The organism is Scopulibacillus cellulosilyticus (assembly GCF_042665295.1).
GTDB classification, from domain to species: domain Bacteria; phylum Bacillota; class Bacilli; order Bacillales; family Sporolactobacillaceae; genus Scopulibacillus_A; species Scopulibacillus_A cellulosilyticus.
Genome location: NZ_JBHTCO010000020.1, coordinates 199,341 through 222,951, shown reverse-complemented (window position 1 = coordinate 222,951; position 23,611 = coordinate 199,341). Strand labels below are relative to the sequence as shown.

At 38.9% G+C, this 23,611-nt stretch carries 22 protein-coding genes; 9 read left to right on the top strand and 13 right to left on the bottom strand.

The window, feature by feature from the left end; genetic code table 11:
* Nucleotides 1-95: 95 nt before the first annotated feature.
* Nucleotides 96-491 (bottom strand): hypothetical protein, encoded by a 396-nt coding sequence (locus ACFQRG_RS16215; RefSeq protein WP_380967923.1) that lies wholly within the window; start codon nucleotides 489-491, stop codon nucleotides 96-98.
* Between the two features lie 186 nt (nucleotides 492-677).
* Nucleotides 678-1,214: an HD domain-containing protein gene (locus ACFQRG_RS16210; RefSeq protein ID WP_380967921.1), complete on the bottom strand. Its 537-nt coding sequence runs from the start codon at nucleotides 1,212-1,214 to the stop codon at nucleotides 678-680.
* 251 nt (nucleotides 1,215-1,465) lie between these two features.
* Here ACFQRG_RS16210 and ACFQRG_RS16205 point away from each other — a divergent pair, with 251 nt between their 5' ends.
* From ACFQRG_RS16205 to ACFQRG_RS16180, 6 genes are all read left to right on the top strand, one after another.
* Nucleotides 1,466-2,476, top strand: a complete 1,011-nt coding sequence (locus ACFQRG_RS16205) for a sugar-binding protein (protein ID WP_380967919.1) — start codon at nucleotides 1,466-1,468, stop codon at nucleotides 2,474-2,476.
* Nucleotides 2,469-3,914, top strand: coding sequence for a sensor histidine kinase (locus ACFQRG_RS16200; protein ID WP_380967916.1), 1,446 nt, complete (start codon nucleotides 2,469-2,471; stop codon nucleotides 3,912-3,914). The genes ACFQRG_RS16205 and ACFQRG_RS16200 overlap by 8 nt, the downstream gene beginning before the upstream one ends.
* Entirely contained in the window at nucleotides 3,907-5,472 is a 1,566-nt protein-coding gene (locus ACFQRG_RS16195; protein WP_380967914.1) for a response regulator transcription factor, read from the top strand. Before ACFQRG_RS16200 ends, ACFQRG_RS16195 begins: the two co-directional genes overlap by 8 nt.
* A 130-nt stretch (nucleotides 5,473-5,602) precedes the next feature.
* Complete coding sequence (locus ACFQRG_RS16190) at nucleotides 5,603-6,877, top strand: ABC transporter substrate-binding protein (RefSeq protein WP_380968031.1); 1,275 nt, start codon at nucleotides 5,603-5,605, stop codon at nucleotides 6,875-6,877.
* A gap of 177 nt (nucleotides 6,878-7,054) precedes the next feature.
* Nucleotides 7,055-8,017 carry a carbohydrate ABC transporter permease gene (locus ACFQRG_RS16185; RefSeq protein ID WP_380968029.1) on the top strand — a complete coding sequence of 321 codons (963 nt, stop codon included), beginning with the start codon at nucleotides 7,055-7,057 and terminating at the stop codon, nucleotides 8,015-8,017.
* Between the two features lies 1 nt (nucleotide 8,018).
* On the top strand, nucleotides 8,019-8,837 hold the full coding sequence (locus ACFQRG_RS16180; RefSeq protein WP_380967912.1) for a carbohydrate ABC transporter permease: 819 nt from the start codon (nucleotides 8,019-8,021) through the stop codon (nucleotides 8,835-8,837).
* A 48-nt stretch (nucleotides 8,838-8,885) separates the two neighbouring features.
* Here ACFQRG_RS16180 and ACFQRG_RS16175 read toward each other — a convergent pair whose 3' ends face one another.
* The 7 genes from ACFQRG_RS16175 to ACFQRG_RS16145 form a co-directional block, all read right to left on the bottom strand.
* Nucleotides 8,886-10,532: a catalase gene (locus ACFQRG_RS16175; protein ID WP_380967910.1), complete on the bottom strand. Its 1,647-nt coding sequence runs from the start codon at nucleotides 10,530-10,532 to the stop codon at nucleotides 8,886-8,888.
* A 116-nt stretch (nucleotides 10,533-10,648) separates the two neighbouring features.
* Nucleotides 10,649-11,950, bottom strand: a complete 1,302-nt coding sequence (locus tag ACFQRG_RS16170; RefSeq protein WP_380967908.1) for an aminotransferase class I/II-fold pyridoxal phosphate-dependent enzyme — start codon at nucleotides 11,948-11,950, stop codon at nucleotides 10,649-10,651.
* Nucleotides 11,951-12,088: 138 nt separating this feature from the next.
* The gene (locus tag ACFQRG_RS16165) at nucleotides 12,089-12,403 is read right to left on the bottom strand and encodes a winged helix-turn-helix transcriptional regulator (protein ID WP_380967906.1); all 315 of its coding nucleotides are present in this window, start codon (nucleotides 12,401-12,403) and stop codon (nucleotides 12,089-12,091) included.
* A gap of 63 nt (nucleotides 12,404-12,466) precedes the next feature.
* Entirely contained in the window at nucleotides 12,467-13,465 is a 999-nt protein-coding gene (locus ACFQRG_RS16160) for an FUSC family protein (protein WP_380967904.1), read from the bottom strand.
* 133 nt (nucleotides 13,466-13,598) lie between these two features.
* Nucleotides 13,599-14,681, bottom strand: coding sequence for an ABC transporter ATP-binding protein (locus ACFQRG_RS16155; protein WP_380968027.1), 1,083 nt, complete (start codon nucleotides 14,679-14,681; stop codon nucleotides 13,599-13,601).
* A 192-nt stretch (nucleotides 14,682-14,873) separates the two neighbouring features.
* Nucleotides 14,874-15,779 carry a PucR family transcriptional regulator gene (locus tag ACFQRG_RS16150; protein WP_380967902.1) on the bottom strand — a complete coding sequence of 302 codons (906 nt, stop codon included), beginning with the start codon at nucleotides 15,777-15,779 and terminating at the stop codon, nucleotides 14,874-14,876.
* Nucleotides 15,780-15,845: 66 nt separating this feature from the next.
* Nucleotides 15,846-16,979, bottom strand: a complete 1,134-nt coding sequence (locus ACFQRG_RS16145) for an HAD family hydrolase (RefSeq protein ID WP_380967900.1) — start codon at nucleotides 16,977-16,979, stop codon at nucleotides 15,846-15,848.
* A 220-nt stretch (nucleotides 16,980-17,199) separates the two neighbouring features.
* Between ACFQRG_RS16145 and ACFQRG_RS16140 the strand changes: the two genes are divergently transcribed.
* Nucleotides 17,200-17,922: a WecB/TagA/CpsF family glycosyltransferase gene (locus ACFQRG_RS16140; protein WP_380967898.1), complete on the top strand. Its 723-nt coding sequence runs from the start codon at nucleotides 17,200-17,202 to the stop codon at nucleotides 17,920-17,922.
* A 24-nt stretch (nucleotides 17,923-17,946) separates the two neighbouring features.
* On the opposite strand, the gene ACFQRG_RS16135 is transcribed toward ACFQRG_RS16140, so the two are convergent.
* From ACFQRG_RS16135 to ACFQRG_RS16120, 4 genes are read right to left on the bottom strand one after another with little or no spacing between them, the layout of a single operon-like run.
* Entirely contained in the window at nucleotides 17,947-18,624 is a 678-nt protein-coding gene (locus ACFQRG_RS16135; protein WP_380967896.1) for an ABC transporter permease, read from the bottom strand.
* Between the two features lie 6 nt (nucleotides 18,625-18,630).
* Nucleotides 18,631-19,560 (bottom strand): osmoprotectant ABC transporter substrate-binding protein, encoded by a 930-nt coding sequence (locus ACFQRG_RS16130; protein ID WP_380967894.1) that lies wholly within the window; start codon nucleotides 19,558-19,560, stop codon nucleotides 18,631-18,633.
* Nucleotides 19,561-19,579: 19 nt separating this feature from the next.
* A complete protein-coding gene (locus ACFQRG_RS16125) occupies nucleotides 19,580-20,233 on the bottom strand; it encodes an ABC transporter permease (protein ID WP_380967892.1) in 654 nt (217 codons plus the stop codon).
* 1 nt (nucleotide 20,234) lies between these two features.
* A complete protein-coding gene (locus ACFQRG_RS16120; protein ID WP_380967890.1) occupies nucleotides 20,235-21,386 on the bottom strand; it encodes a betaine/proline/choline family ABC transporter ATP-binding protein in 1,152 nt (383 codons plus the stop codon).
* Between the two features lie 612 nt (nucleotides 21,387-21,998).
* Here ACFQRG_RS16120 and tagD point away from each other — a divergent pair.
* Nucleotides 21,999-22,397, top strand: a complete 399-nt coding sequence (gene tagD, locus ACFQRG_RS16115; protein ID WP_380967889.1) for a glycerol-3-phosphate cytidylyltransferase — start codon at nucleotides 21,999-22,001, stop codon at nucleotides 22,395-22,397.
* Nucleotides 22,390-23,598 (top strand): CDP-glycerol glycerophosphotransferase family protein, encoded by a 1,209-nt coding sequence (locus ACFQRG_RS16110; RefSeq protein ID WP_380967887.1) that lies wholly within the window; start codon nucleotides 22,390-22,392, stop codon nucleotides 23,596-23,598. Before tagD ends, ACFQRG_RS16110 begins: the two co-directional genes overlap by 8 nt.
* Nucleotides 23,599-23,611: the final 13 nt, after the last annotated feature.

The following is a 23,611-nucleotide window of genomic DNA, read 5'->3' as shown; positions in this document are numbered from 1 at the left end:
TAATAAGTGAGGCCGCTTTTTATTTTTTACGGGACACATTCTCTTTGTTAGATTACAAGGAGTACATTGTGGCTCAGGAATATGGAATAAAAAATTTACATTCTTACAATAACTGATCCGCCGCCGCTTGTAACGATTTGTCTTTGCTTTTCTTGACCTTCTTGCTGAAGAAAAGCTCGAAGCAGCTGATTGTTTTGCTCAACTAACATAGCAAGTCTTGTCAACATCTGTACCATATACTGGGTATCCGTCAGCCTGCCTTGGGCGGGATATCCCTGACCGTGAAACGGCGGCGGGGGTAACATACTAATACTTGGAAACCCGCCTTGTCCTTGAGGTTCCCCGCCTTCACCATGTCCGCCCCCTTGAGGACCGCCGCCTCCTTCATGGAATGTACCATGATTGTGGCTGCTGCCGGAAGACATGCCTCCGGTACCGCCTTGCCCCTGGCGATTATTCCAATGCGGTTGATAAGGGTTGTGATAATCCATAAAAGGTCCCTCCTCTGCCATATAACCTATCCTATTCAATTTTTCACTGTAATGGGTATAAACATCTATGAATTAGTGTATCGGCCTATAAACGGATAAAGGGCAATTCTTGGACGATTAAAGAGAGGCAGGAGGAAGGGAGGATGGTAAACATCCATGCCCGAAAAATCTTCGATTGGAGGATTCTTAGCTGGAGCATTTCTGACTTTTTATATTTTGTATTTCTTCAATACGATGATCTAACCTGCGGATTCGTGCAAGCGCGGCTTTTTGGTCAATTGTATGATAGTGATGTTTGCCTGAAGGTTCTTCATCAGCCTCATCGGCAAGGGCGACGACCTTTTGAAGCGGGTTTAAATGCAAATGGCCTTCTGGTAAATAAGAATCGGTATGAAGCAAGACAGCCAAAGCAATTTCTTTTGCGGCGTGGCGATTTTCACCAGAACGAATCAAAAGCTTATGAGCGCGGTTTGCCCCTTTTATCGCATGAATATCATTATCTTTATAAAGCTGAAAATCCCATTCGCCATTGTTATACCAAGTATAATGTCCAATATCATGAAGAAGACCGGCTTTTGCTGCAAGGTCAGGATCAACATTGAATTTTTGAGCATAGGAAAAAGCATACTCTGCAACAGATATGGCATGTGCCATTCCTGACCGGCTTAAATATTTTTGTGCTATTGGGTGGGTGAAAATTTTTTCTAACGTTACATTTCTCATAATTATAGCTCCTTTCCGTATATTTTTTGTGAACTTTATATATTTAAAAGTATCTTTGTTGGTTGTTTTTTATATCGTTCGCATGCTTTAACTAAAAAATATATTGCAAAAGAATATAGCATGTTTTTGATAATTTTGCAATACCAAAAACTTATCCACAGCGTTGGGGTCTGACCCCGTCATTGTGGATAAAAAAGAATATATTTTAATATCGGAATTTTGTTAAAATAGGGGTGGGAAGGGGGTCATTTATGTATAGATACCGTTATGTTTTTTATGCGATTCTTTTTACATGTTTTTTCTTTTCGCTTATAAGTGCTATTTATTTTTTTACGAAAACACTTCATTCAAATGTGTCACTCAATAAGCATTCTTCCAGTAAGAAGGCTGATTATCATTTTATATTAATTCCGGAAGAAGAGGATAACCCTTATTGGGAGTTAATTGAAAAAGGGGCGAAGGACGCTGGACGAAAATTTCATGTTGAAGTAGAGTATATAGGACCTGTTCAAACAAATGTTAATGAACAAATTAAGGCTATTGAAAAGGCGATTGCCTCCAAAGTTGATGGAATTATTACCCAAGGAATTGATAATCCGGCATTTAGTAAAGTTGTCAATCAAGCTGAAAATGAAGGTATCCCTGTTATTACTATTGATACAGACGCACCTGACAGCGATCGGTCCGCGTACATTGGCAGCAATAATTATCGCGCCGGATATCTTGCGGGAAAGACACTTATTAAAGACACAAAGGGACAAGCGGTTGTCGGTATTATTACCGGGAACCATAATGAAAATGAGGTACTGCGGGTAAAAGGCTTTAAGAAGGCTGTAGAAAACACGCCGAAAATCAAAATCGCTGCTGTTAAATCATCTAATATCTCAAGGATTCAAGCCGCTGAAAAAACTTACGAGATTTATCAGCACTATCCAAATGTCACGGCATTCTATGGGACAAGCGCATTAGATGGCCTCGGCATATCGGCTGTAACCGAGCAGTTTGGAAAAAGTAAGGATATTTATATTCTCGCCTTTGATACGCTGCCTGAAACAATGTCGCTTATTAAGAAAGGTTCGATTCAAGCGGCCATTCAGCAACAACCATATACGATGGGGCGTGACAGCATCAAAACAATGGTTAAGCTGTTAAATCACCAAAATACCTCAAAAAGTATTTTCACGAAGATTAGCGTTATTCACAAGGGGGATTTATTTTCTGAATCATCTAATAAATATAAGAAGGCGTCAGATTATGATTAAAATACGGACAAAGCTGTTTATTTTCTCTTTAGCCCTTGTGCTGTTATTAAATGGCGTAGCATTTTACCTTTATTACAGCAGTCAAAAATCAATGGCACAGTATAACAATTTACTTCAACGCTTTTTCCTATTAAATGAGGTTTCAAAAAATACGATAGAAACATATCAAAATTTGCAAGCATATTTAAATGACCAGTCACCGAAATTATACGAAAAGTATCAGGACGCAAGCCGTAAATTATTAAAAAACCAGAGCCGTTTAACGTCTGTGATCGAAAATCATAATGATGTTACATTGCAAAATTATCGCCATATGATAACCAGTTTTTTAGACGAATGTACAATGGCCATTCATGCTTATAACGAAGGAAATATTAATTTGTATTCAGAGCATTTAGCTGAAGCAGAAAAGATTTCAGGTTTTATTAAAGATGCAACATTGGACCTTATTGATAATCTGTTAACCGAGTACCGGGACTTTTATCGGGCAATGAATCAAAAGAATCTCTATTTCAAGTATATGAGCATATCTATCTTTATAACGACACTTCTATTCTGCGTGTTAACAACGCTTTTATTCTCAAAGAGCATCACCCGGCCAATCAAACGTTTGGAACTGGCTGCCAGGGAAATTGCCAAAGGGAATTTTGATGGGCAAGATGTTGTTGTTCATACAAGAGATGAATTCCGTTTTCTTACAGCTACGTTCAACCATATGAAAAATAATACGCAAAAGCTTATTAAAGAAATGAAACAAAAATCAGAGCTTGATAGACTATTAAAAGAAATGGAATTAAAAAGTTTGCAAAGCCAAATGAATCCTCATTTTTTATTTAATACACTCAATACGGTATCGAAAATGGCCTACTTGGAAGATGCGGAGAAAACCCATCACCTTATTACCGCTACGGCATCTTTGTTGCGCTATAACCTCAATAGTATAGATGAGCCTGTCCAACTTCATAAAGAAGTAAAAGTGATCGAGGACTATTTCTTAATATTAAGAACCAGATTTGGAGACCGGCTTGAATTTGTGACAGATATTGATAAACGGTGCCTTGATTTTCTTATGCCAAGCATGGTTTTGCAGCCAATTGTTGAAAATGCGTTTATCCACGGTTTAGAACCTTATGAAAAACAAGGCAGAATTGAAGTTAGTATTCAATTTAAAAAACCGCACGTATGTATTGAAATTAGTGACAATGGTGCAGGCATGGATCAGGAAACGATTAAAAGTATTTTAAAAAAGGACAATTCCTCTGCGAAACAAAGCAAAAAAGGTCATATAACGGGAATTGGGCTGAACAATGTTATACGAAGGTTAGAACTGTTTTATCAAACAAGCCGACTAATCAGTATTTCTTCGGAAAAAGGTTCAGGAACAAGGGTGTCGTTGACACTTCCTTATACCAAAAGTGAGGTGGCTTCCCATGTATAAATGCCTTATTGTCGACGATGAGGAAATTGAAAGAAAATCTCTTCATAAAATGATTAACCAACACATTGACAGTATCAGTATTATCGGAGAAGCATCAAGCGGCAGTCAGGCTGTGGCACTTGCCAAAGCCCATCAACCTGACATTATTTTACTTGATATTAAAATGCCTGGCATGGACGGCATATCAACTTTAAAAGAAATGAAAAAACTAGGCTTAGCTGCAAAGTTCATTATCATTTCGGCTTATGATACATTTGACTATGCCCGTGAAGTCATGAAAGAGGGTGTTAAGGAATACTTATTGAAGCCTGCTCGTATTGATGAAACGGTCCAAACAATTAAGCGTGTGATTAACGAACTTGAAAGTGAAAAGACGAACGAACAGTCGCAAACAGAATTAAAGGAGCGCTATAATAAAGTACTCCCCTTTGTACAATCAGAATGGGTCGCTTCCTTACTCCTGGATCATGTCCAAGAAATGAGTATGGTGGAATTAGGTGCAGCTATTGATGTTACCCTAGCTAATAACTATGCAGTTGCTTTTCAATTGAATACTAACGAGGTTCATAAAATTGAACAATACCAATGGATAAAAAAAGAGCTGAGAAAACGCTGTCAAGGACTTGCCGGACCGTTAACCGGAAATCAAATTCCCGCTTTCATTCCTGTTCAAACTGAGCTGGAAGGTGTCCCTTCCAGCCGTCTGCAACAAATAACATCAATAGTTCAATCTTTTTCAGAGTTTTTTCCGGGTGTATCTATTTGTGCAGGCATCGGCGGTTTAGCCTATCATGTTAACCACTTCTTCGGGTCATACCAAGAAGCATTAAAAGCCCTTAAACATACCACTATAAATAAACCTGTACGACTTTTTCATGCGGAAATGGACAAGGATGATTTTCACGATCATACGCTTTTTAAAACGGAACAGCGATTATTCGAAATGGTCAGACAAGGCGAATTTGATCAAGCGTTAGGGGTGTTTGATCAATATGTTAATAAACTAAAGGTAATGACTAAAGGTGATACAGCCCAAGTACAAAAAGGTGTTGAAGAATTGTTCGACGTTTTAATAACGCTTCTAAAAGAATTAGGCATTCAAATTAAAAATCCCTTTTCACTTAATTCTTATCGTACATCGCAACATCTGAAAGAAACAGCGAAAATGGCATTACAAAAGATATTTGATCAAATTACCAGCTGGCAGGATATCGGTTCTAAAAGGTCAATCATTGAAGCAAAAAAATATATTGAAACACATTATATGCGCCCGATTACTTTGGAAGAAACGGCCCAACATGTATCACTAAGTCCCTATTATTTCAGTAAATTGTTTAAAGATCATTTTAAAGTTACTTTTATTGAATATTTAACATTAGTAAGGTTAAAACGAGCAAAAGAATTGCTTTTATACTCGAAATTAAGTCTAAAAGAGATAACGTATCAAGTCGGCTATAAAGATCCAAATTATTTTAGCCGTGTTTTTAAAAAGGCAGAAAAACTATCACCCAAATCATACCGGATACAAAATTATCAAAAGCAAAAAACTCGCTACTAAAAACAGCGGGTTTTTTTAACAATAAATGAAAGAACTTCGCAAAAAAGTACAGAAATTTTTAATTTTAATTAACCGGCTTTTTAGTAAATTATAGTTGACAGCGTTTACAGTAATAAAAAGGAGGGTCATGATGAAAAGAAAGCTTAGTTTATTTGCAGCTATTTTATTAGTTTTTTCTCTTATTCTAACTGCATGCGGTTCGAAGTCTACGAACAGTTCATCAAGTAAAAGCGGCCAAGGCAAATTGGAAATTTTCAGTTGGTGGACGGCCGGCGGTGAGGCAGACGGCTTAAAAGCATTAATCAAAGTCTTTCAGAATAAATATCCGGACATTAAAGTACAAAATGCCGCTGTCGCGGGCGGTGCCGGAACGAATGCAAAAGCTGTTCTCGCCACAAGAATGCAGGGGAATGATCCGCCTTCGACATTCCAAGTCCACGGCGGGGCAGAGCTCATGACATGGGTGAACTCAGGAAAAATGCAGCCGTTAAATGACTTGTACAAAAAGAACGGCTGGGAAAACAAGTTTCCAAAAGACTTAATGGATATGGTAAGTAAAGATGGGAAAATCTATGCCATTCCTGTCGATATTCACCGGGGCAATGTTTTATGGTACAACAAGAAAATTTTTGAGGAAAATCACCTTCAGCCGCCGAAAACATTTGACGATTTCTTTAAAGTGGCTGATAAGTTAAAAGCGAAAGGGATTACACCGCTTGGCTTAGCCGATAAAGAAATTTGGCCGGCAACAATGATTTTTGAAAACATACTTTTAGCTGAGCTTGGGCCGGACAAATATAAAGAGTTATGGACAGGCAAGATTCCATTTGATTCGCCGAAAGTAAAAGAATCGGCGGAAATCTTTAAAAAGATGCTTGGTTATATTAACGATGACCATAGTTCAAGAGCTTGGCAAGACGGTTCACAGCTTGTAGCCGACGGTAAAGCAGCCATGAATATCATGGGTGATTTTGCTAAAGGTTATTATGAAAGCTTGAAGCTTAAGCCGAACAAAGATTATGGATGGGTCGCATCACCGGGAACAGAGGGCGACTTTATGGTGATTACTGATACATTCGGTTTGCCTAAAGGCGTTAAAGACCCTGGTGATGTAAAGAAATTCTTAACTGTTTTAGGATCGGTTGAAGGTCAAGATGCCTTTAATCCTAAGAAAGGCTCGATTCCTGCCCGTGTGGATGCCGATCAATCGAAATACGATGTCTATGGCAAAGCTGCCATGAAAGATTTTAAGAAGGATGCTTTAACACCAAGTTTGGCGCACGGCTCCGCCGCACCTGAATCTTATTTAACAAAGGTAAACCAAGCTGTAAACGTCTTTGTAACTCAAAAGAATGTAGATCAATTCATTAAATCGCTTAAAGATGCGAGTAAAGATCTTAAATAATGATTAGCGGGGGAAGGGGGAGAATTTCCCCCTTTTCTCCATTATTCACAGGGCGATAAATTAGCTTACTTAAAGGCAGCTAATTTGACATAGGGGCAAATTTAAATTCCCTATCAGCAAGTTTTCTTTAACGCTTAAGAACGATTTAAGGAGGGGAGTTCATTGGCGCAAGCAGGTATGCAGAAGGTTCAGCAATCAGAAGTTAAACCGGTCATTCAACCAAAGCAAAAAAAGAGTATATCAACGGATAAAATTATTGCTATTGCTTTTTTATGTCCTTCAATCATTGCTGTTGCCATTTTTGTTTATGGTTTTATCGGCTGGACGGGTTATGTTTCATTAAGTAAGTGGAGCTCGATTTTACCGGATTTTTCATTTGCTGGATTTGATAATTACAAAACATTGTTTCATGACTTCCGCTTTCAATCAGACCTGCGAAATACAGTTGTTTTTACTGTGCTTTTTATTGTGCTTGTTGTATTTCTCGGTCAATTTCTGGCGGTGATGATTGATCGAAAGCTGAAAGCTGAGTCTTTATTCCGTAACATTTTTCTTTTTCCAATGGCCTTATCTTTTGTCGTAACCGGTGTTGTCTGGCGTTGGATTTTAAATCCTTCTTCAGGTGTTAATTTGCTTTTTGAAAAATTAGGATTGCATTTAAAATGGTACACGAGCACAACCATTTGGCCGGATATTCATGTTGGTCAGATCTCATTAGGTGTGCCTGTTGCGATTATTGCTGTTGTGATTGCGGCCGTCTGGCAGATGACAGGATTTTCTCTGGCAATGTATCTTGCCGGTTTAAGAGGGATTCCTGATGAATTGAAAGAAGCGGCGAGAATGGACGGTGCCTCAGAATTTCAAGTTTATTGGAAAGTGGTTCTGCCGATGCTTCGCCCGATTACACTGAGTGTCATTATTATTATGGCGCATATTTCACTGAAAATTTTTGACTTGATCTATGCAATGACCGGTTCCGGAGCGAATTATGTCACTGATATGCCGGGAGTTAATATGTTTGAGACGACATTCCGCAGCCATTTTTATGCTCAAGGTGCGGCCATTGCTATTATCATGCTGCTTATTGTCGCTGTTTTCATTATCCCTTACTTAATAACTAATCGAAAAGGGGATCGGTAAAATGACAAGAGTGATTTCCCGAAGCATGATGTATATTATATTAATCCTTTTTGCTATATGTTTTCTGATTCCTTTGTATGTCATGGTTGTGACAAGCTTAAAACCGTTTGATCAAGTCTCGCTTGACACGATGTGGAAACTGCCTTCATCTTTGGACTTTCAAAGTTATTCCGAAGCGCTATCTCAGCTTCTGCCAAATCTTTTAAACACTTTTTACCTGGTGATTCCAGCGACAATTATTTCGGCAATGCTTGGTTCTTTAAACGGTTATGTTTTATCAAAATGGCGCTTTAAGGGTGCTGATTGGATTTTTACAGCGATTTTATTTGGTATGTTCATTCCTTATCAGAGCATATTAATTCCGCTCATCCAATTTCTAAAGACGATAGGTTTGTACAATAGCATTCCGGGTCTGATTTTTGTCCATGTCGTCTACGGTATTCCAATCACGACATTAATGTTTCGTAATTTTTATGCGAATATTCCCCATTCATTGATCGAGTCAGCGCAAATCGATGGGGCCGGTTTTTTTAGAATTTACCGCCATTTGATTTTTCCTTTATCAGTGACCGGCTTTGTTGTCGTTGCTATATGGCAATTTACGAACATTTGGAATGAATTTTTGTTTGCTGTTACGATTACAACAACAGATCAACAACCGATCATGGTAGCTTTGCAAAATCTGGCGGGCAGTCAAGTCGTTCAATGGAATGTGCAAATGGCCGGCGCGATACTCGCGGCGCTGCCGACATTATTAGTCTACATTTTTTTAGGGAGATTCTTTATTCGCGGGCTTCTCGCCGGTTCTGTGAAAGGATAGTGGAAGGGCAGTCTGTCAATGCTTTAAGCATTGCAGCTGCCCCTTTCTTTAATAAGAATCTGTTTCGTGTCCATTATGCTCAGCTTCTTGAACGGCTTCTTTCGTTTCAGACGCACCGGCTGGCCCATGATGGTTCATTTGATTTGCATGTTTTTTTAAACCTTCAGCAACCCGTTGTCCATAATCTTCATCACATTTTGTAAACAGTTCAACCGCACGCTTTTGGATATGCGGCTGGCAGGAGCTCAAAGTGTTGACAAGGTTATTAATTAATTCATCACGTTCAAAATCACTAAATGCCCGATAGGTTTCACCAGCTTGTTTAAAATCATTTGTTCGCTCGACACTTTCATGGATAAGCTTGCCTTCAACATGGGGTGTATAATCCTGACTTGAGCTTGTGCTTTCGTTCAGGCCTCCTAAAGATGATGGTTCATAATTAACATGAGGATTTGTACCCGGAGCCATGTCAACATAATAGGCCATTTGACCATCACGCTGGTTTGTAGCGACATGCTTTTTTGGCGCGTTAATAGGGAGCTGTAAATAGTTAGCGCCGACACGGTAACGCTGTGTGTCGGAGTAGGCAAACGTCCGCCCTTGCAGCATTTTATCATCCGAAAAATCAAGCCCATCAACGAGGACGCCTGTCCCAAAGGCAGCTTGTTCCACTTCAGCGAAGTAATTTTCCGGATTTTTGTTCAGTACCATTCGGCCGACGGGAAGCCATGGAAATTGCTCCTGAGGCCAAATTTTTGTATCATCCAGCGGATCAAAATCGAGCTCAGGATGATCATCATCACTCATAATCTGAACATAAAGTTCCCATTCAGGATAATCACCGCGTTCAATCGCTTCATAAAGATCTTGTGTTGCATGATTAAAATTCTTCCCTTGAATTTCTTCAGCTTCTTTTTGAGTTAAATTTTTAATGCCTTGCTTTGGTTCCCAATGATATTTAACAAGAACAGCTTCGCCTTTATCGTTGATCCATTTATAAGTATTAACACCGGAACCTTGCATTTGCCGGTAATTTGCAGGGATTCCCCATGGAGAAAATAAAAAAGTAATCATGTGAATTGATTCAGGAGAATTAGTGCAAAAGTCGAAAATGCGTTCACCGTCTTGAATATTTGTGACCGGATCAGGTCTAAAAGCGTGAACAACATCAGGGAATTTCATCGCATCCCGAATAAAAAATATTTTTAGGTTGTTTCCGACAAGATCCCAGTTGCCATCCTCAGTATAAAATTTTACAGCAAATCCCCGGGGATCACGTAAGGTCTCAGGAGAATGACCGCCATGATTAACGGTTGAAAATCTCACAAAAACAGGCGTTTTTTTGCCCGCTTTTTGAAAAACTTTCGCACGGGTGTATTTCGAAACCGGCTCATCGCCAGCTTTTCCATATGCCTCAAAATACCCATGAGCGCCTGCACCCCGTGCGTGTACAACACATTCGGGAATGCGTTCACGGTCGAAGTGGGAAATCTTTTCGATAAAATGATAGTTCTCAAGTGTTGCAGGTCCGCGGTTACCTACCGTCCTTATATTTTGATTGTATTTAACAGGGTGACCCTGGCGAGTGGTTATTGTTGTACTGTCTTCACCTTCTGTTAATCGCTTATCTAAAGAATCTCCGGAACGGGTGATCGACGTGCCATTCTCCATAGCCTTTTCTTGTTCCTCGTTCATTTTTGTCCTCCTTAAAAATAAATTAGTCAGTCAATATTTTTCATTAGATAAGCTTTTTTATACAAAAAAGGCCAGTTCCCGCTATTTAAAGCAGGGAACTGACCGCTTGACAAAACTTATGAACGAACAGCTAACAAATCATTAACCCCTTGATAGATAAGCTCAAATAATTCCTCAATATCTTCCTCTTCAACGCAGGAGAAAGCTATTCTAAGGTCAGTCGCATTAATGGCAACGACCCCGACGCCGTATTTATCCAACAAATGCTTGCGTGCTTCTTCTGCATTGACTTCATTCAGTTTAAGGCACATAAAGTAACCGGAATTAAATGGATAGTATGACCACAGCTTATGATATTTTTGATTGTTCAGTACATCTTTAACTTTGTTAGCCCGCTTTTTCATGATGCTGCATTTCTCTTCTTGCTGGCCCGTGAATTCTGGAGATTGCAGTGCTTTTAATACAAACGTTTGTGAAGGGTGGGCTGCGCTTGAGATCGTTCCTCTGATCAGTCCGGTTGTTTTTTGTTCCAGTACATCCACTGCCTTCGAGCTGGTGTTTGCAAATGTAATAAATCCAACACGGAAGCCCCAAACAAATTCCTCTTTTGTCGCACCGTCGACTTTAACGGACAGAATACGCGGATGCAAGTTTGCCAGTCGGCTAAATAAAGATTCCTTTATTGAGTCTTCAAAAAATAATTTAAAGTAGGCGTCATCTGTAACCGCTACAATATTAATGCCGGCTTCCGCTGCTTCCAATAAAACAGAAACGATTTGCTCTGCTTCTTCTTCATGCGGCGTGTAACCTGTCGGGTTGTTCGGGAAGTTTAATATAACAATAGCTTTACCATGATCTTTTTGTGCAAATAAAACCTCGCGAAGACCATCGACATTAAAAGTTTCTTGATCGTTGAAAAGAGGGAAAGTATGCAATTGTCCGCCTCTGCGAAGTTCAAAAATCAAGTTATAGTTGCCCCAATATTTATCAGGCAAGATGACTGGATCTTGCTGATCAACAAAAAGATCAGCCGCAATACTCATGCCGTGTGTCAGAGCATTAGTCACAATCGGTGTGCCGAATGTTTTATCTTTTAAAGATGGATTATCAAGAATGATTTTTTTGCGCCATTCGGAACGAAGCTCGGGTTTTCCGGCAGGCGGCGCATAAGGGTATAAATCTTTCGGTTCATAAGCTGATAAAGTTTTCTGAATAAGATCAAGGTGCATCATTTCGCCATTTTCTGTTGCCATGCCAATCGTTGCATTAAACTTATGTGCAGATTTCTTAGCTTCCGCTGATTGGCTTAAAATGCCTTTTGGATAAAATAATTCTTTTCCAAGCTGAGATAACATATTTAATACGTGTGGGTTTTCTGAATCTAAACTAGCATTTAGCTGTTCGGCAATTGGATTCATTTGGAACATCCTTTCAACGATAAGAAGTATCAGACTTTTGTAATTACAATTTAACATAAAAAACCCCATTTTTTAATTAAAAAAATAGGGAATTTAAGATATTTTTAAGGTTTTCTATGACTTCATAAATATATACAGCTATTTAATCCACTTTTCCGCCCAATCTTGAACAGCGTCCATAACAGATTGTAATTCTTTTCCTTTTTCCGTTAATTCATATTCGATCCTGACTGGTGTTTCAGGGTAGACATTTCTTCGGACAACCTGAAGCTTCTCAAGTTCTTTAAATCTTTCTGTTAAAACCCGGTCACTCAATTGGGGAATACTTTCTGATACATCTTTAAAACGCTTGGGGCCGGTTAAAAGGACCCTAATGATTAACCCCGTCCATCTCTTGCCTAATATTTCAAAAGCTGATTCAAACCGCGGACATAAGTGCATGGATTCTTTCATAGTCCATTCAACTCCGATAAAATTCTTTCTTTAATGTTACCATAGTTGCTTTCTAAACGTCAGTTACCTTTTAAAATCTTGAATAAATTCATAAGCGGCATTGTAAAGAGAATAGCGGTATTGGATTTTATCCATGTCTTTCGGAAGCGTTATTTGGGCGGCTTGCTTGTTAATATAAACCGCCTGGTTGTTAATTGTTTGCTTCCAGGCTTGGATATAGACCGCAAATTGATGCATATATTGTGACCATATATTTTTATCGGAGGGGGTCATATTGCCGGATGCGGACCAATCCATCGTTGTTCTAACCATTCCGGAAATATGTGTATAACCTTTTCTAAGATTAAGTAATTGCTGCTGATATTCAGCTAAGCGTGCCCGATTCTTTTTGGAATAAATATTTAGACGGTTATTTTTGAGGGCACTTTCTAACTGTGTTGATACTTGATGACATTCATTCAAAAGGTTCTTTGTATTGTTTTGAATTTGTTTTCCTTCTTCTATTTTACAGCCATTTTCAATCCATTTCGCTGTATTGGTAAAATTATCAGAAAGGTGGTCTGTAAAAGTTAATATTGATTGTTTTACCTTTTTAGTGAAGTCCGGCGGGAATAAAAACAGGCAGACAATTATTGATATCACTGCACCAATAAAAGTATCCCGCAACCGGTCAATGCCGTATTCATGTGAATGACTGGTCAGCAGGAAAACCAATAAGACACTAAGGGAAATTTGGCGGACGACCACCTGATTGAAATTCAACCAGTAACCGATACTGACAGAGATAAGTATTACAAAAAAGAGTGTCCAGAAATTAACATGCAAAAATTGGACAATACATTCAATGACAATAATGCCAATCATTGTTCCAACGACCCGTTGAAATGCAAACCGAATGGATTTATCTATGGATTGCTGCAAACATAAAATGGCTGTGAGCGGTGCCAAAAAAGGGTCTTTTGATCCCGACCATTTAGCTAATTGCCAAGAAACCGCTGATGCAAGGGCTGTTTGCCATATAATGCTTGTTTTATTAAAAAAATTAACGATTGTTTTTATCATATCTTTTCTTCCGCTCATTTCAATTCTGAAGCACTGCAGATAGTTTTTAACATTTCTATTTTCTTTATCCCATAAACGTGAAATGAGACAAAAACAAAGAGACTGCAGCAAAGGTGCTGACAGTCTCTTTGTTTTAACGGATGCACAGTTCGGTTTCGGTGTCAAAGAAATGAACTTTATTCATGTCGAAGGCAAGTTCCAGATTTTGTCCGCTGTTAATATCGTTACGTGAATCAACCCGGGCGATAAATGCTTCGTCATTTATTCTTGAATGCAGGTAAGTTTCGGCGCCCATAAGTTCCGCGACGTCAATTATTGCTGTGAATGTGCTTTCTTTGGAAGCATTGATGAATACCGGTTCATCATGAATATCTTCCGGGCGAATACCGAGAATAACGTCTTTATTAATATATCCTTGATCGCGAAGGACTTTCATTTTTCCTTCCGGTACTTTAAATTTAACATCTCCGACAGTAACATAGCCATCGCTTAATTTTGCCTGCAGGAAATTCATGGCTGGTGAGCCGATGAATCCGCCGACAAAGACGTTTTTAGGAAGATCGTAAACTTCTTTTGGCGAGCCGACTTGCTGAATAATACCATCTTTCATAACAACAATACGAGTGGCCATGGTCATAGCTTCAGTCTGATCGTGCGTAACATAAATGGTTGTTGTTTGCAGACGTTGATGGAGTTTTGAAATTTCCGAACGCATTTGTACACGAAGCTTGGCATCAAGGTTTGATAAGGGCTCGTCCATAAGGAATACTTGAGGGTCGCGGACGATAGCCCGGCCTAATGCGACACGTTGCCTTTGCCCGCCTGACAGCGCCTTCGGTTTCCGGTTCAGATAATCCTCAAGTCCGAGAATTCGTGCAGCTTCATTAACACGCCTATTAATTTCGTCCTTTTTGAATTTCCTTATTTTAAGACCAAATGCCATGTTGTCATAAACACTCATATGAGGGTATAAGGCATAGTTTTGGAAAACCATGGCAATATCTCTGTCTTTAGGGGGAACCTGATTGACCAATCTGTCCCCTATGTAGAGTTCGCCATCTGTAATATCTTCAAGACCTGCAATCATCCTAAGCGTTGTCGATTTCCCGCAGCCCGAAGGTCCAACAAAAACGATAAATTCCTTATCTTCAATATCCAAATTAAAATCGTCAACAGCTAACGCATTATTGTCATATGACTTTTTAATATGTTTCATAGTTATTCCCGCCACAATCTCGCCCCCGTATAATTCGAATGGTTTAATTAAATTGTAAACTATTCAGAATTAAATATATATTGGTCGTTTGCACAAAAAGACAGTTTGTTTTGTTGCAATTTGCTGACTGTGGACAACTCACTGTTTTGGGGTCTGACCCCGTGAACTGTGGATAACTTAATCTGTATCCTTTCATTCGCATTCCTCATATTGATGATGGAGGAATAACAAAGCGATGATAACGGCATCGTTAAATTGCTTTGGATCAAGACCTGTTTTTTCGTGAAACCGGTCGATTCTATATTGCAAGCTGTTCCGATGGATGTACAGCGCTTTTGCAGCAGTTGTTAAATTAAAGTTATGTTCAAAGTAGACAAGGATGCTGCGGGTAAGTTCGGAATCCTCATCTTCAAGGCGATAGGCAAATTGATTAAGTATCTGTTTCCTTTGACTGGCGGGCAAGGCGTGAAGAAGGGCAAGCGGCAGCAAATGCTCATAATAAAAAGAACGCTTTTTAGGAAAAATTCGTTGGGCCAGGTTAAATAATTTGATCTGGTTTTTGCATTCTGTGTGGATATTGTCTAAGATTGTCACCGGAGTCACCATCATCGACATATCAATATAAAAATCTGATGCAATAATATTAGCCAATTCTTCATGACGTTCTTTTTGGTTATCAAAAACGACTATGATTCCGTACTTAAAATCCCGCCATACAACATGAAAGGGGGCAGAAAAAAAGCCGTCAAGCGCTTCTTCAAATCCTTTTCGGTCCTCAAATATCTGTTTTAAAGAAAAATGAATGAGATAAAATTTATCGGGGATATCAAAATCTTCATGTTTATAATTAAACGCCGTACCTTCAAACAGAAGGCTTGACCAATAGCGCTGGATTTTTGTTTCTAAAATGTTGTCAAACCGCTGTGATTTGAAAAGCATCGACAGTAATCGTCTTTCATTAGCTGTTATGGACCGCTTAAGAATGCCAAAAACATGCTGATCGCTGGTTCGAAACCATTCATATTGTTCAGGGTCTTCGGCTTTATAATAATCCTCAATAAACGCTTCACCGTACATAGATTTTATTTTTTCCAGCATTCAATACCTTCTTTCCGGAACTTTCCCCCGCTGTGATAATGGTTCAAACACCGGGGGCAGAAGTCCTTATAAGATATCAAGCAACGCCATGACATCATTTAGAATGTAATCTGCGTTAAGCTCTTCAAACTCGGAACGGGCATCTTGTCCCGAAAGACCGGTTAGGACTGCGGCAAACTGACAGCCTAACGACTGGGCCGCATAAAAATCTGCTACTGAGTCACCGACAACAAGAATTTCATGGCCATTCTGAATGGGAAGGGGGTAATCTAATACTTCGGGTTCGCTGCACTTTTTGCCAAGAAGCGCCGATATATAAGTATACGGCTGAGGTTTAGCAAGCGGGGAGCGCTCCGGGTATTTTTGCTCGGCTGTCAGAATATCGCTTGCTGTTGAAATACTGTCCCTGTTAAAGTAATCAAGAATACCTAAAGAAGCTAACGGGTCAATTGTTTCTATGGTTGGACGTCCTGTGCCTATACCAAGTTTTACACCGCGGCTTTTTAAAGCTTGAAAAAGCTTCTGAAGCTTTGATGGCTCGACAATCGGAATCTCGTTAGAAAGGAATCCTTGTTTACCGGTTTGAACAGGACGAGTGTCTTCATCTTCAATGAATTTTTCATCTCCAAGATACCATTCTTGAAAAGCTTTCTCGCAAATCGTCCATAACGAACTATTTCGTGAAAATTGTGAGGTTTTCAGTCCGATTTTTTCTTCCGATATTTGATTCATATAGGTCATTAATTCTTGTTTTTTGGCATTGCCCTTTTTAAAATCCTGATTAAAAGAAGCAAAGTCAGGTTCAAAATGGATCTGAGATTGTTTAGCTAACTGTCCTAAGGAATTTAAATCTTCTCGGCTTAAATTTTTTTCCAGGAAATTTTTGATAAAATCTTTGTGCTTAGCTTTCAATTTCTCTAATAACAAAATCAGCTGATAGGAAAAAGCAAGATAAACCATATCCCAATTGGCGTTTATTCCCCTTGATTTGATAAAATGCAGGACATGATCGTGATCAAATACTTCGGTTCTTATTCTCTTAATTTGATCTTCTGTCGGTTCAGGAGTAAATATTTCAGGCATTAAGCCAAGATAGTTAGGGCTGTTAATTAACTCCCAAACTGTAAGCGCAGAAGCATCAAAATATCGTTCTTCGCTTAAAAGAACACCATCGACATCAAATAACATTGTTTTTAACATAATGACCTCCAGAAAGGCTGAATTGTATCTACTATTTTAACAAATTTTTCAGTTCCAGCTTAATATCATATTTTGGTTTTATATTCCCTCTATGTAAATAGTTTTATATGTTTTTCTTTCTTTATCCATGGTATATTTATAGGTAGATGTTTTTTGTGTCATTTCCTACGGTACTATTTTAATAGAAGAAAAATAACTTTATAAGTAGGAGTTGACTTATATGAAGACTACAGAAGTCATGGATTATCATTTTATAAATTCAGATATAAATTCGTTCGTTCAAGATTTAAATAATAGATTGGCTAACCGGTTAAAAACGTTTATTATCACTGCAAATCCCGAAATTATTATGTATGCCGGTGAAGATCCTGAATTTCGTGATGTTATTCATAAAGCAGATTATATCGTTCCTGACGGCGCGGGTGTTGTCATTGCTTCAAGAATTTTAGGCACGCCTTTAATGGAACGTATTACTGGTTTTGACCTAATGCAAGAAATACTAAAAGCGGCTGAGAAAAAGGGCTATTCAGTTTATTTTCTTGGGGCTGAGCCGGAAGTTATAGAAAAAGCAGCGGGTAAAATACAAGGCGATTTCCCTCAATTAAATATAGCAGGCTATCACCATGGTTATATCGAAGATGATACGGAACTTGTCAACGAAATTCGCGAAAAAAAGCCGGATATTGTATTTGTCGGTTTAGGATTCCCAAAGCAAGAACAATGGATCAATCAACATTTAAAAGATTTTAACCACGGCTTATTTATGGGAGTCGGGGGGAGTTATGATGTGATTGCCGGGAAATTCAAACGTGCGCCAAAGGCATGGCAGAAACTTAACCTCGAATGGTTTTACCGTCTATGTCAGCAGCCATCAAGATGGCGCAGAATGTCGGTGCTTCCGGTTTTTATGTTAAAAGCCATAAAGAAAAAAATCACAAGGTAAAAGCTCGCCGGGCGGCGAGCTTTTTTATGAGGCTGAATCCTGTGCCTTCTTAATATTTTTTCCTTTTATAGGTGAAAGGAGACGTTCCAGCCAGCCCATCAAAATATCGGCAATAACCGCCATTAAGGCAGTTGGGATTGCTCCTGCTAAAATAATCGCTGTTCCGTTGGTGGCGTTTGTACCGCGGACAATAATGTCGCCAAGACCGCCGCCTCCGATAAATGTACCAACTGTGGCAATGCCAATGGCAACAACTAAAGCGGTTCTAAGGCCGGCCATAATAACTGCTAATGACAGCGGCAATTCTACCATCCACAGAATTTGAAATTTAGTCATTCCCATGCCCCGCCCTGATTGTAAAAGGGCATTGTCGACATTGCGAATACCTGTATATGTGTTCTTAATAATAGGCAAAAGGGAATACAAAAATAGTGAAACAACAACTGTATTAGAACCAAGGCCCATTACTAACATAAGAAGTGCCAGCATCGCGAGCGCCGGAATGGTTTGAATAATGTTTGCGAGCGTCAGCACCCAAGTGCTCAGACGGCTGTAACGGGCGATGATGATACCGATTGGGATTGCGATTATCGCAGCAAACACCACGCCGTACGCACACATGAGAAAATGTCTATAAAATTCTTGCCAAACGTACCCGCCGTTTTGCGTATAGTATATCCAAAGTTCTTTTAGTGTTTCCAAATATCATCACCTGCCTTTTTCATTATCAAAATAATGATGCTTCTCTAAAAATTCTTTAGCAACAACCGATGGTTCTTTTAGTTTAACGTCTGCTTGATAGTTCATTTCAAGCATTGTTTTTGTACTGATTTTTCCGGCAAGTTTATTTAGGATGGTGCGAATTTCCGGATGCTTTTTCAATACGTCGTTGCGAACAACCGGCGAACAATCATACGGAGGGAAAAACCTTTTATCATCTTTCAAAGTTTTCAAATTAAAAGCTTTTAAACGGCCATCCGTTGTATAAGCGAGAACAACGTCCATTTTTTTGTTTTTTAAAGCTTGATACACTAAGCCGATTTGCATCGGATATGTGTGGCCAAACTTAAATCCGTACTTTTCAACAAATCCCTGGTATCCGTCACCCTTACGTTTCAGCCAGCTGCTGTCCACACCTAATTTGAGCTGCGGCGCAATTTTCTTAAGATCCGATACTGTTTTTAAATGATCTTTATCTGCTAAGTCCTTTCTGACTGTAAAAGCATATGAATTTGCGAAGCCGTAAGAAGGGAACCAAGTCTGATTAAATCTTTTTGAAAACTGTTGCTGTACGACTTTAAGAGCCTTTTTTGGGTCTTTAATCGGCTCCATGCCTAATGCGCCTGTTAGATCAGTACCGGTATAACGTGTTGGCGTGATATCAACTTGGCCTTTCGTTAACGCATTATGAGCCACAGTTGATGTTCCCAGGTTACTGATTACTTCTGTTTTTAATTTTGTGTCATGTTCAATCATTTGTTGGACAATACTGCTGACAATTTGTGATTCAGTTGTACCCATCGCACCGATAGTAATTGTGTCTTTCTTTGGACCGCTCAAGCCTGGAAGAGAGCAGCCGCTGAGTAATGAAATAACGAGTACAAAAATAAATAGACATTTCCATTTATATTTAAACAACTATAAAGCTACCCCCTTTTTAAACGGCTTCCTTTGAATTTCTAATACCTTTTGGCGTCATCCATTTTTCCAGGCGGCCCAGCAAGAGATCGGCGATTAGCGCTAAAATAATAGCAGGAACAGAACCCGCGATAATATAATCGGTCCGGAACAGATTAAGCCCTTCAAAAATATAGTCGCCTAATCCGCCTGCGCCGATATATGAAGCAAGCGTAGCCCAACCGATTAAATAAACCGTTGACAGCCTGACGCCGGCCATAATGACTGGAACAGCTAGAGGCAATTCTACATGGATAATCCGCTGCCAGCTTGTCATCCCCATGCCGCGTCCGGCCTCTAGCATGCTTTTATTAACACCTCTGACTCCTATATATGTGTTTCTTAAAATTGGTAAGAGTGCATAGACAAACAAGGCTATAATTGCCGGCAATTGACCTACACCGAGTATCGGAATAAAGAAGGCTAATATAGCAAGGCTTGGAAAGGTTTGAATAACCCCGACAATGCCCATAACGAAACCGGCGAATTTCGGGACGCGAGTAAGGGCAATCCCGAGGGGAATGGCAATAATGACGCCAAGAAGGACGGCGGCCAGTGATATATATAAATGTTGCCATGACTTGATTAATAGCTCATCCCAATTGTTTGATAAAAATTTTATGACACTATCCATATCATCCCTCCTGTTGTTTAGTCATTTCGGGATCTTCTTCGCCCCAGATTGAGTCGTAAACGACATCAACGAGGTTAGCCCGGGTTACAATGCCGACTAAATGTTGGTCATTATCAACAACAGGGACGTACTTCATGCCTCTTTTCAATATACGGCGAACCGTATGGCGAAGCAGTGTGTCTTTTTTTACTGTGTACATTTCTGTTTCCATGACATCGCCGACTTGATGAGACTTTTTGCGTTTCAGGTCAATCATTTCAACATCGATATATCCCTGTAAAACCCGCTCTTCATCGACAACAAGCAAGGTATCCACTCTGCGCTGTTTCATTAATTCGATGGCCTGAGATAATGACTTATCGAAAGTAATTGTTACCGGAGCGGGGTTCATCACTTGTTCGACAGTCTGTATGTTTGGCCGGGCTTGTACTAAACGCTCTTTACCTATAAATTCTTCAACGAAATCATTTGCCGGTTCCAGAAGAATTTCATCAGGTGTGCCGACTTGCACTAATTTTCCGTCACGCATAATAACAATACGATCGGCTAATTGGATCGCTTCATCCATATCATGCGTAACAAATACAATCGTCTTGCCAAGCGATTGCTGTAAATTTTTAAATTCTTCCTGTAAGGAATCCCTGGTTATGGGGTCTAACGCTCCGAAGGGTTCATCCATTAAAATGAGTGGCGGGTCAGCAGCCAATGCACGCAATACCCCGATACGTTGTTGTTGGCCGCCGCTTAATTCGTGAGGATAACGGTCTAAATACTCTGGCGGTAAATCGACCAGTTTCAATAATTCCTCTGCGCGGGCGCGTCTTTTAGAATCAGGCCATTTTAACAATTTAGGGACTAAAGCAATATTTTCGCGAATTGTCATATGCGGAAAGAGACCAATTTGTTGGATAACATAACCGATGGAACGTCTGAGCTCTACCGGATCTTTTTTCATGATGTCTTCGTCTTCAATGTAAATGGTTCCTTCTGATGGTTCGATTAAGCGGTTGATCATTTTCATTGTTGTTGTCTTACCGCAGCCGCTGGGTCCGATAAAAACAATGAATTCTCCCTTTTTAACTTCAAGGTTTATATTATCAACCGCTTTTTTTCCCCCTTCATATATCTTTGTTACGTTGTCAAATTTCAGCAAATAAGAGACACCTCCACGATTTTTACAAAAATTTTATTTTAGTTAAAAAGTCTGTCTAATAAAAGCTTAACGAGACTTTTTATCCATTTCAAATGAGATGTAAAACAGTTAATATTGTTTAATACCTGTTATTTTGGGTTTTTAAACCTATATTCCGAATATTTTATGATATTTCACGGTCTAGAGTGTAAAATGCCTAAATATGACGGGTGACTATTTGAGCAGAAAACGTTATGGGTTATGTTTATAATTTCCTTATGTGAAGATGATTACCAAGCATTTTTAAGTTTTTATAGGAAATATTACATAATAAGAAAGGAAAAAGACAACAACAAAAAAGTAACTAATTGACTTAACAATTGCGACGAAAAAATTGAATAGACGTCCGCACAGTCGCACCGCAGAAACGCTGATAATATAAATTAAGACCTGTGGATAACTATTTGAAATCTGATGCATTTTGAGTATAATGGGATATATGTATATGAATGTGTAGAAATAAGCGGAAAGCTGTAATATATATACGTGAATTACTGTTATATATCTTCTAATTGATATGCCAACTGCCGAAACAGGTATAGTGGACAAATCAAAAAAAGGGAGCAGATAATTATGAAGAAAGTCATCACTTATGGTACGTATGACTTGCTTCACAGTGGACATATTAACTTGCTGAGAAGAGCCAAAGAATTAGGCGACTATTTAGTTGTGGGGCTTTCAACAGATGAGTTTAATGCATTAAAAGAAAAGAAAGCTTATCACAGCTATGAAGACAGAAAAATGATTCTTGAAGCGATACGTTATGTTGACGAAGTCATTCCTGAGCACAATTGGGAACAAAAAGTTCAGGATGTGATAGATAATGAGATTGATATTTTCGTCATGGGCGACGACTGGGAAGGACACTTTGACTTCCTTAAGGAATATTGCGAAGTGGTTTATCTGCCTCGAACGGCCGGTATTTCAACCACTAAAATTAAAAAGGACTTACTTCAGCCGAGAAATGGTTAGGGAGCTCATTATTTCTGTTTACTTGTATATCTTTAAGATATTGTTTAACATTTTTAAATGGCTCCCGCTTAAAAATAAAGTATCCTTTATAGCTACTTTTGGGCAGAACAGTCTATTTGTCTATGAAGAAATGCAGCGCCAAAGCGTAGATTATGAAGTGGTTTTTTTGTGCAAGCCTTCTTGCTGGCAGGAATTCAAAGATATAAATCATACGAAAACGATTATGTTTGAAACGAATAATGTTGTTGATTTAATTAAATCGACTTATCATATAGCCACATCGCGGTATGTTTTTGTCGATAATTATTACGGCTTTTTATCCGTTGTTAAGTTTAAAGAAAGCGTCGAGTGTATTCAGCTCTGGCATGCGGCAGGCGCTCTGAAAACTTTTGGTTTAAAGGATAAAAGTGTTCAGCATCGCAGTGCATCAGCCAAAAAGAGATTTTTAAACGTTTATCAAAAATTCAATAGAGTTGTTGTCGGTTCCGAAGTGATGGCCAATATATTTATTGAGGCTTTCGATCTCCCTTCTTATAAAATTTTAAGAACGGGGGTTCCAAGGACTGACCTTTTTTTTGACCAGGATTATAAAAAGCAAATTGTTTCTTATTTATACAGTGAAAATCAACATTTGAAAAATAAAAAGGTTATTTTATACGCACCGACATTTCGTGATCATCAACTGGACCATTTTGACTTAAAGTTAGATTTAGATAAAATGTATGAAGAATTAAACGGCGAATATGTAGTTCTTCTTCGCTTTCATCCGGCTATTAAAGATCAAACAGTTAATTTCCAAGAGAAATATCCCAAGTTTTTCTTTGACTATTCATCTTATCCAAATGTCAATGATTTATTATTTGTGACAGATGTGCTTATTTCTGATTATTCGTCTATCCCTTATGAATATGCCTTATTAAGTAAACCGATGATATTCTTCCCTTATGATCTTAAGGAATATCAGAGTCAAAGAGGTTTTTGGGAGAATTACGAGCAATCTGTTCCAGGGCCGGTTGTCTATACAACCAGAGAATTGGTTAATCAAATTAAAAATCATCAGTTTGATTTAGATGAAATTCAGTCATTCTCAAAAAAGTGGAATTTATACTCAAACGGGCATTCCAGTGAAAACCTTGTTAAATATTTATTTACTGAGGAAGCATCCGTTAAACTTCAAAGCAGAAAAAGAGGTACTTTATAATCGGATGGTAAAA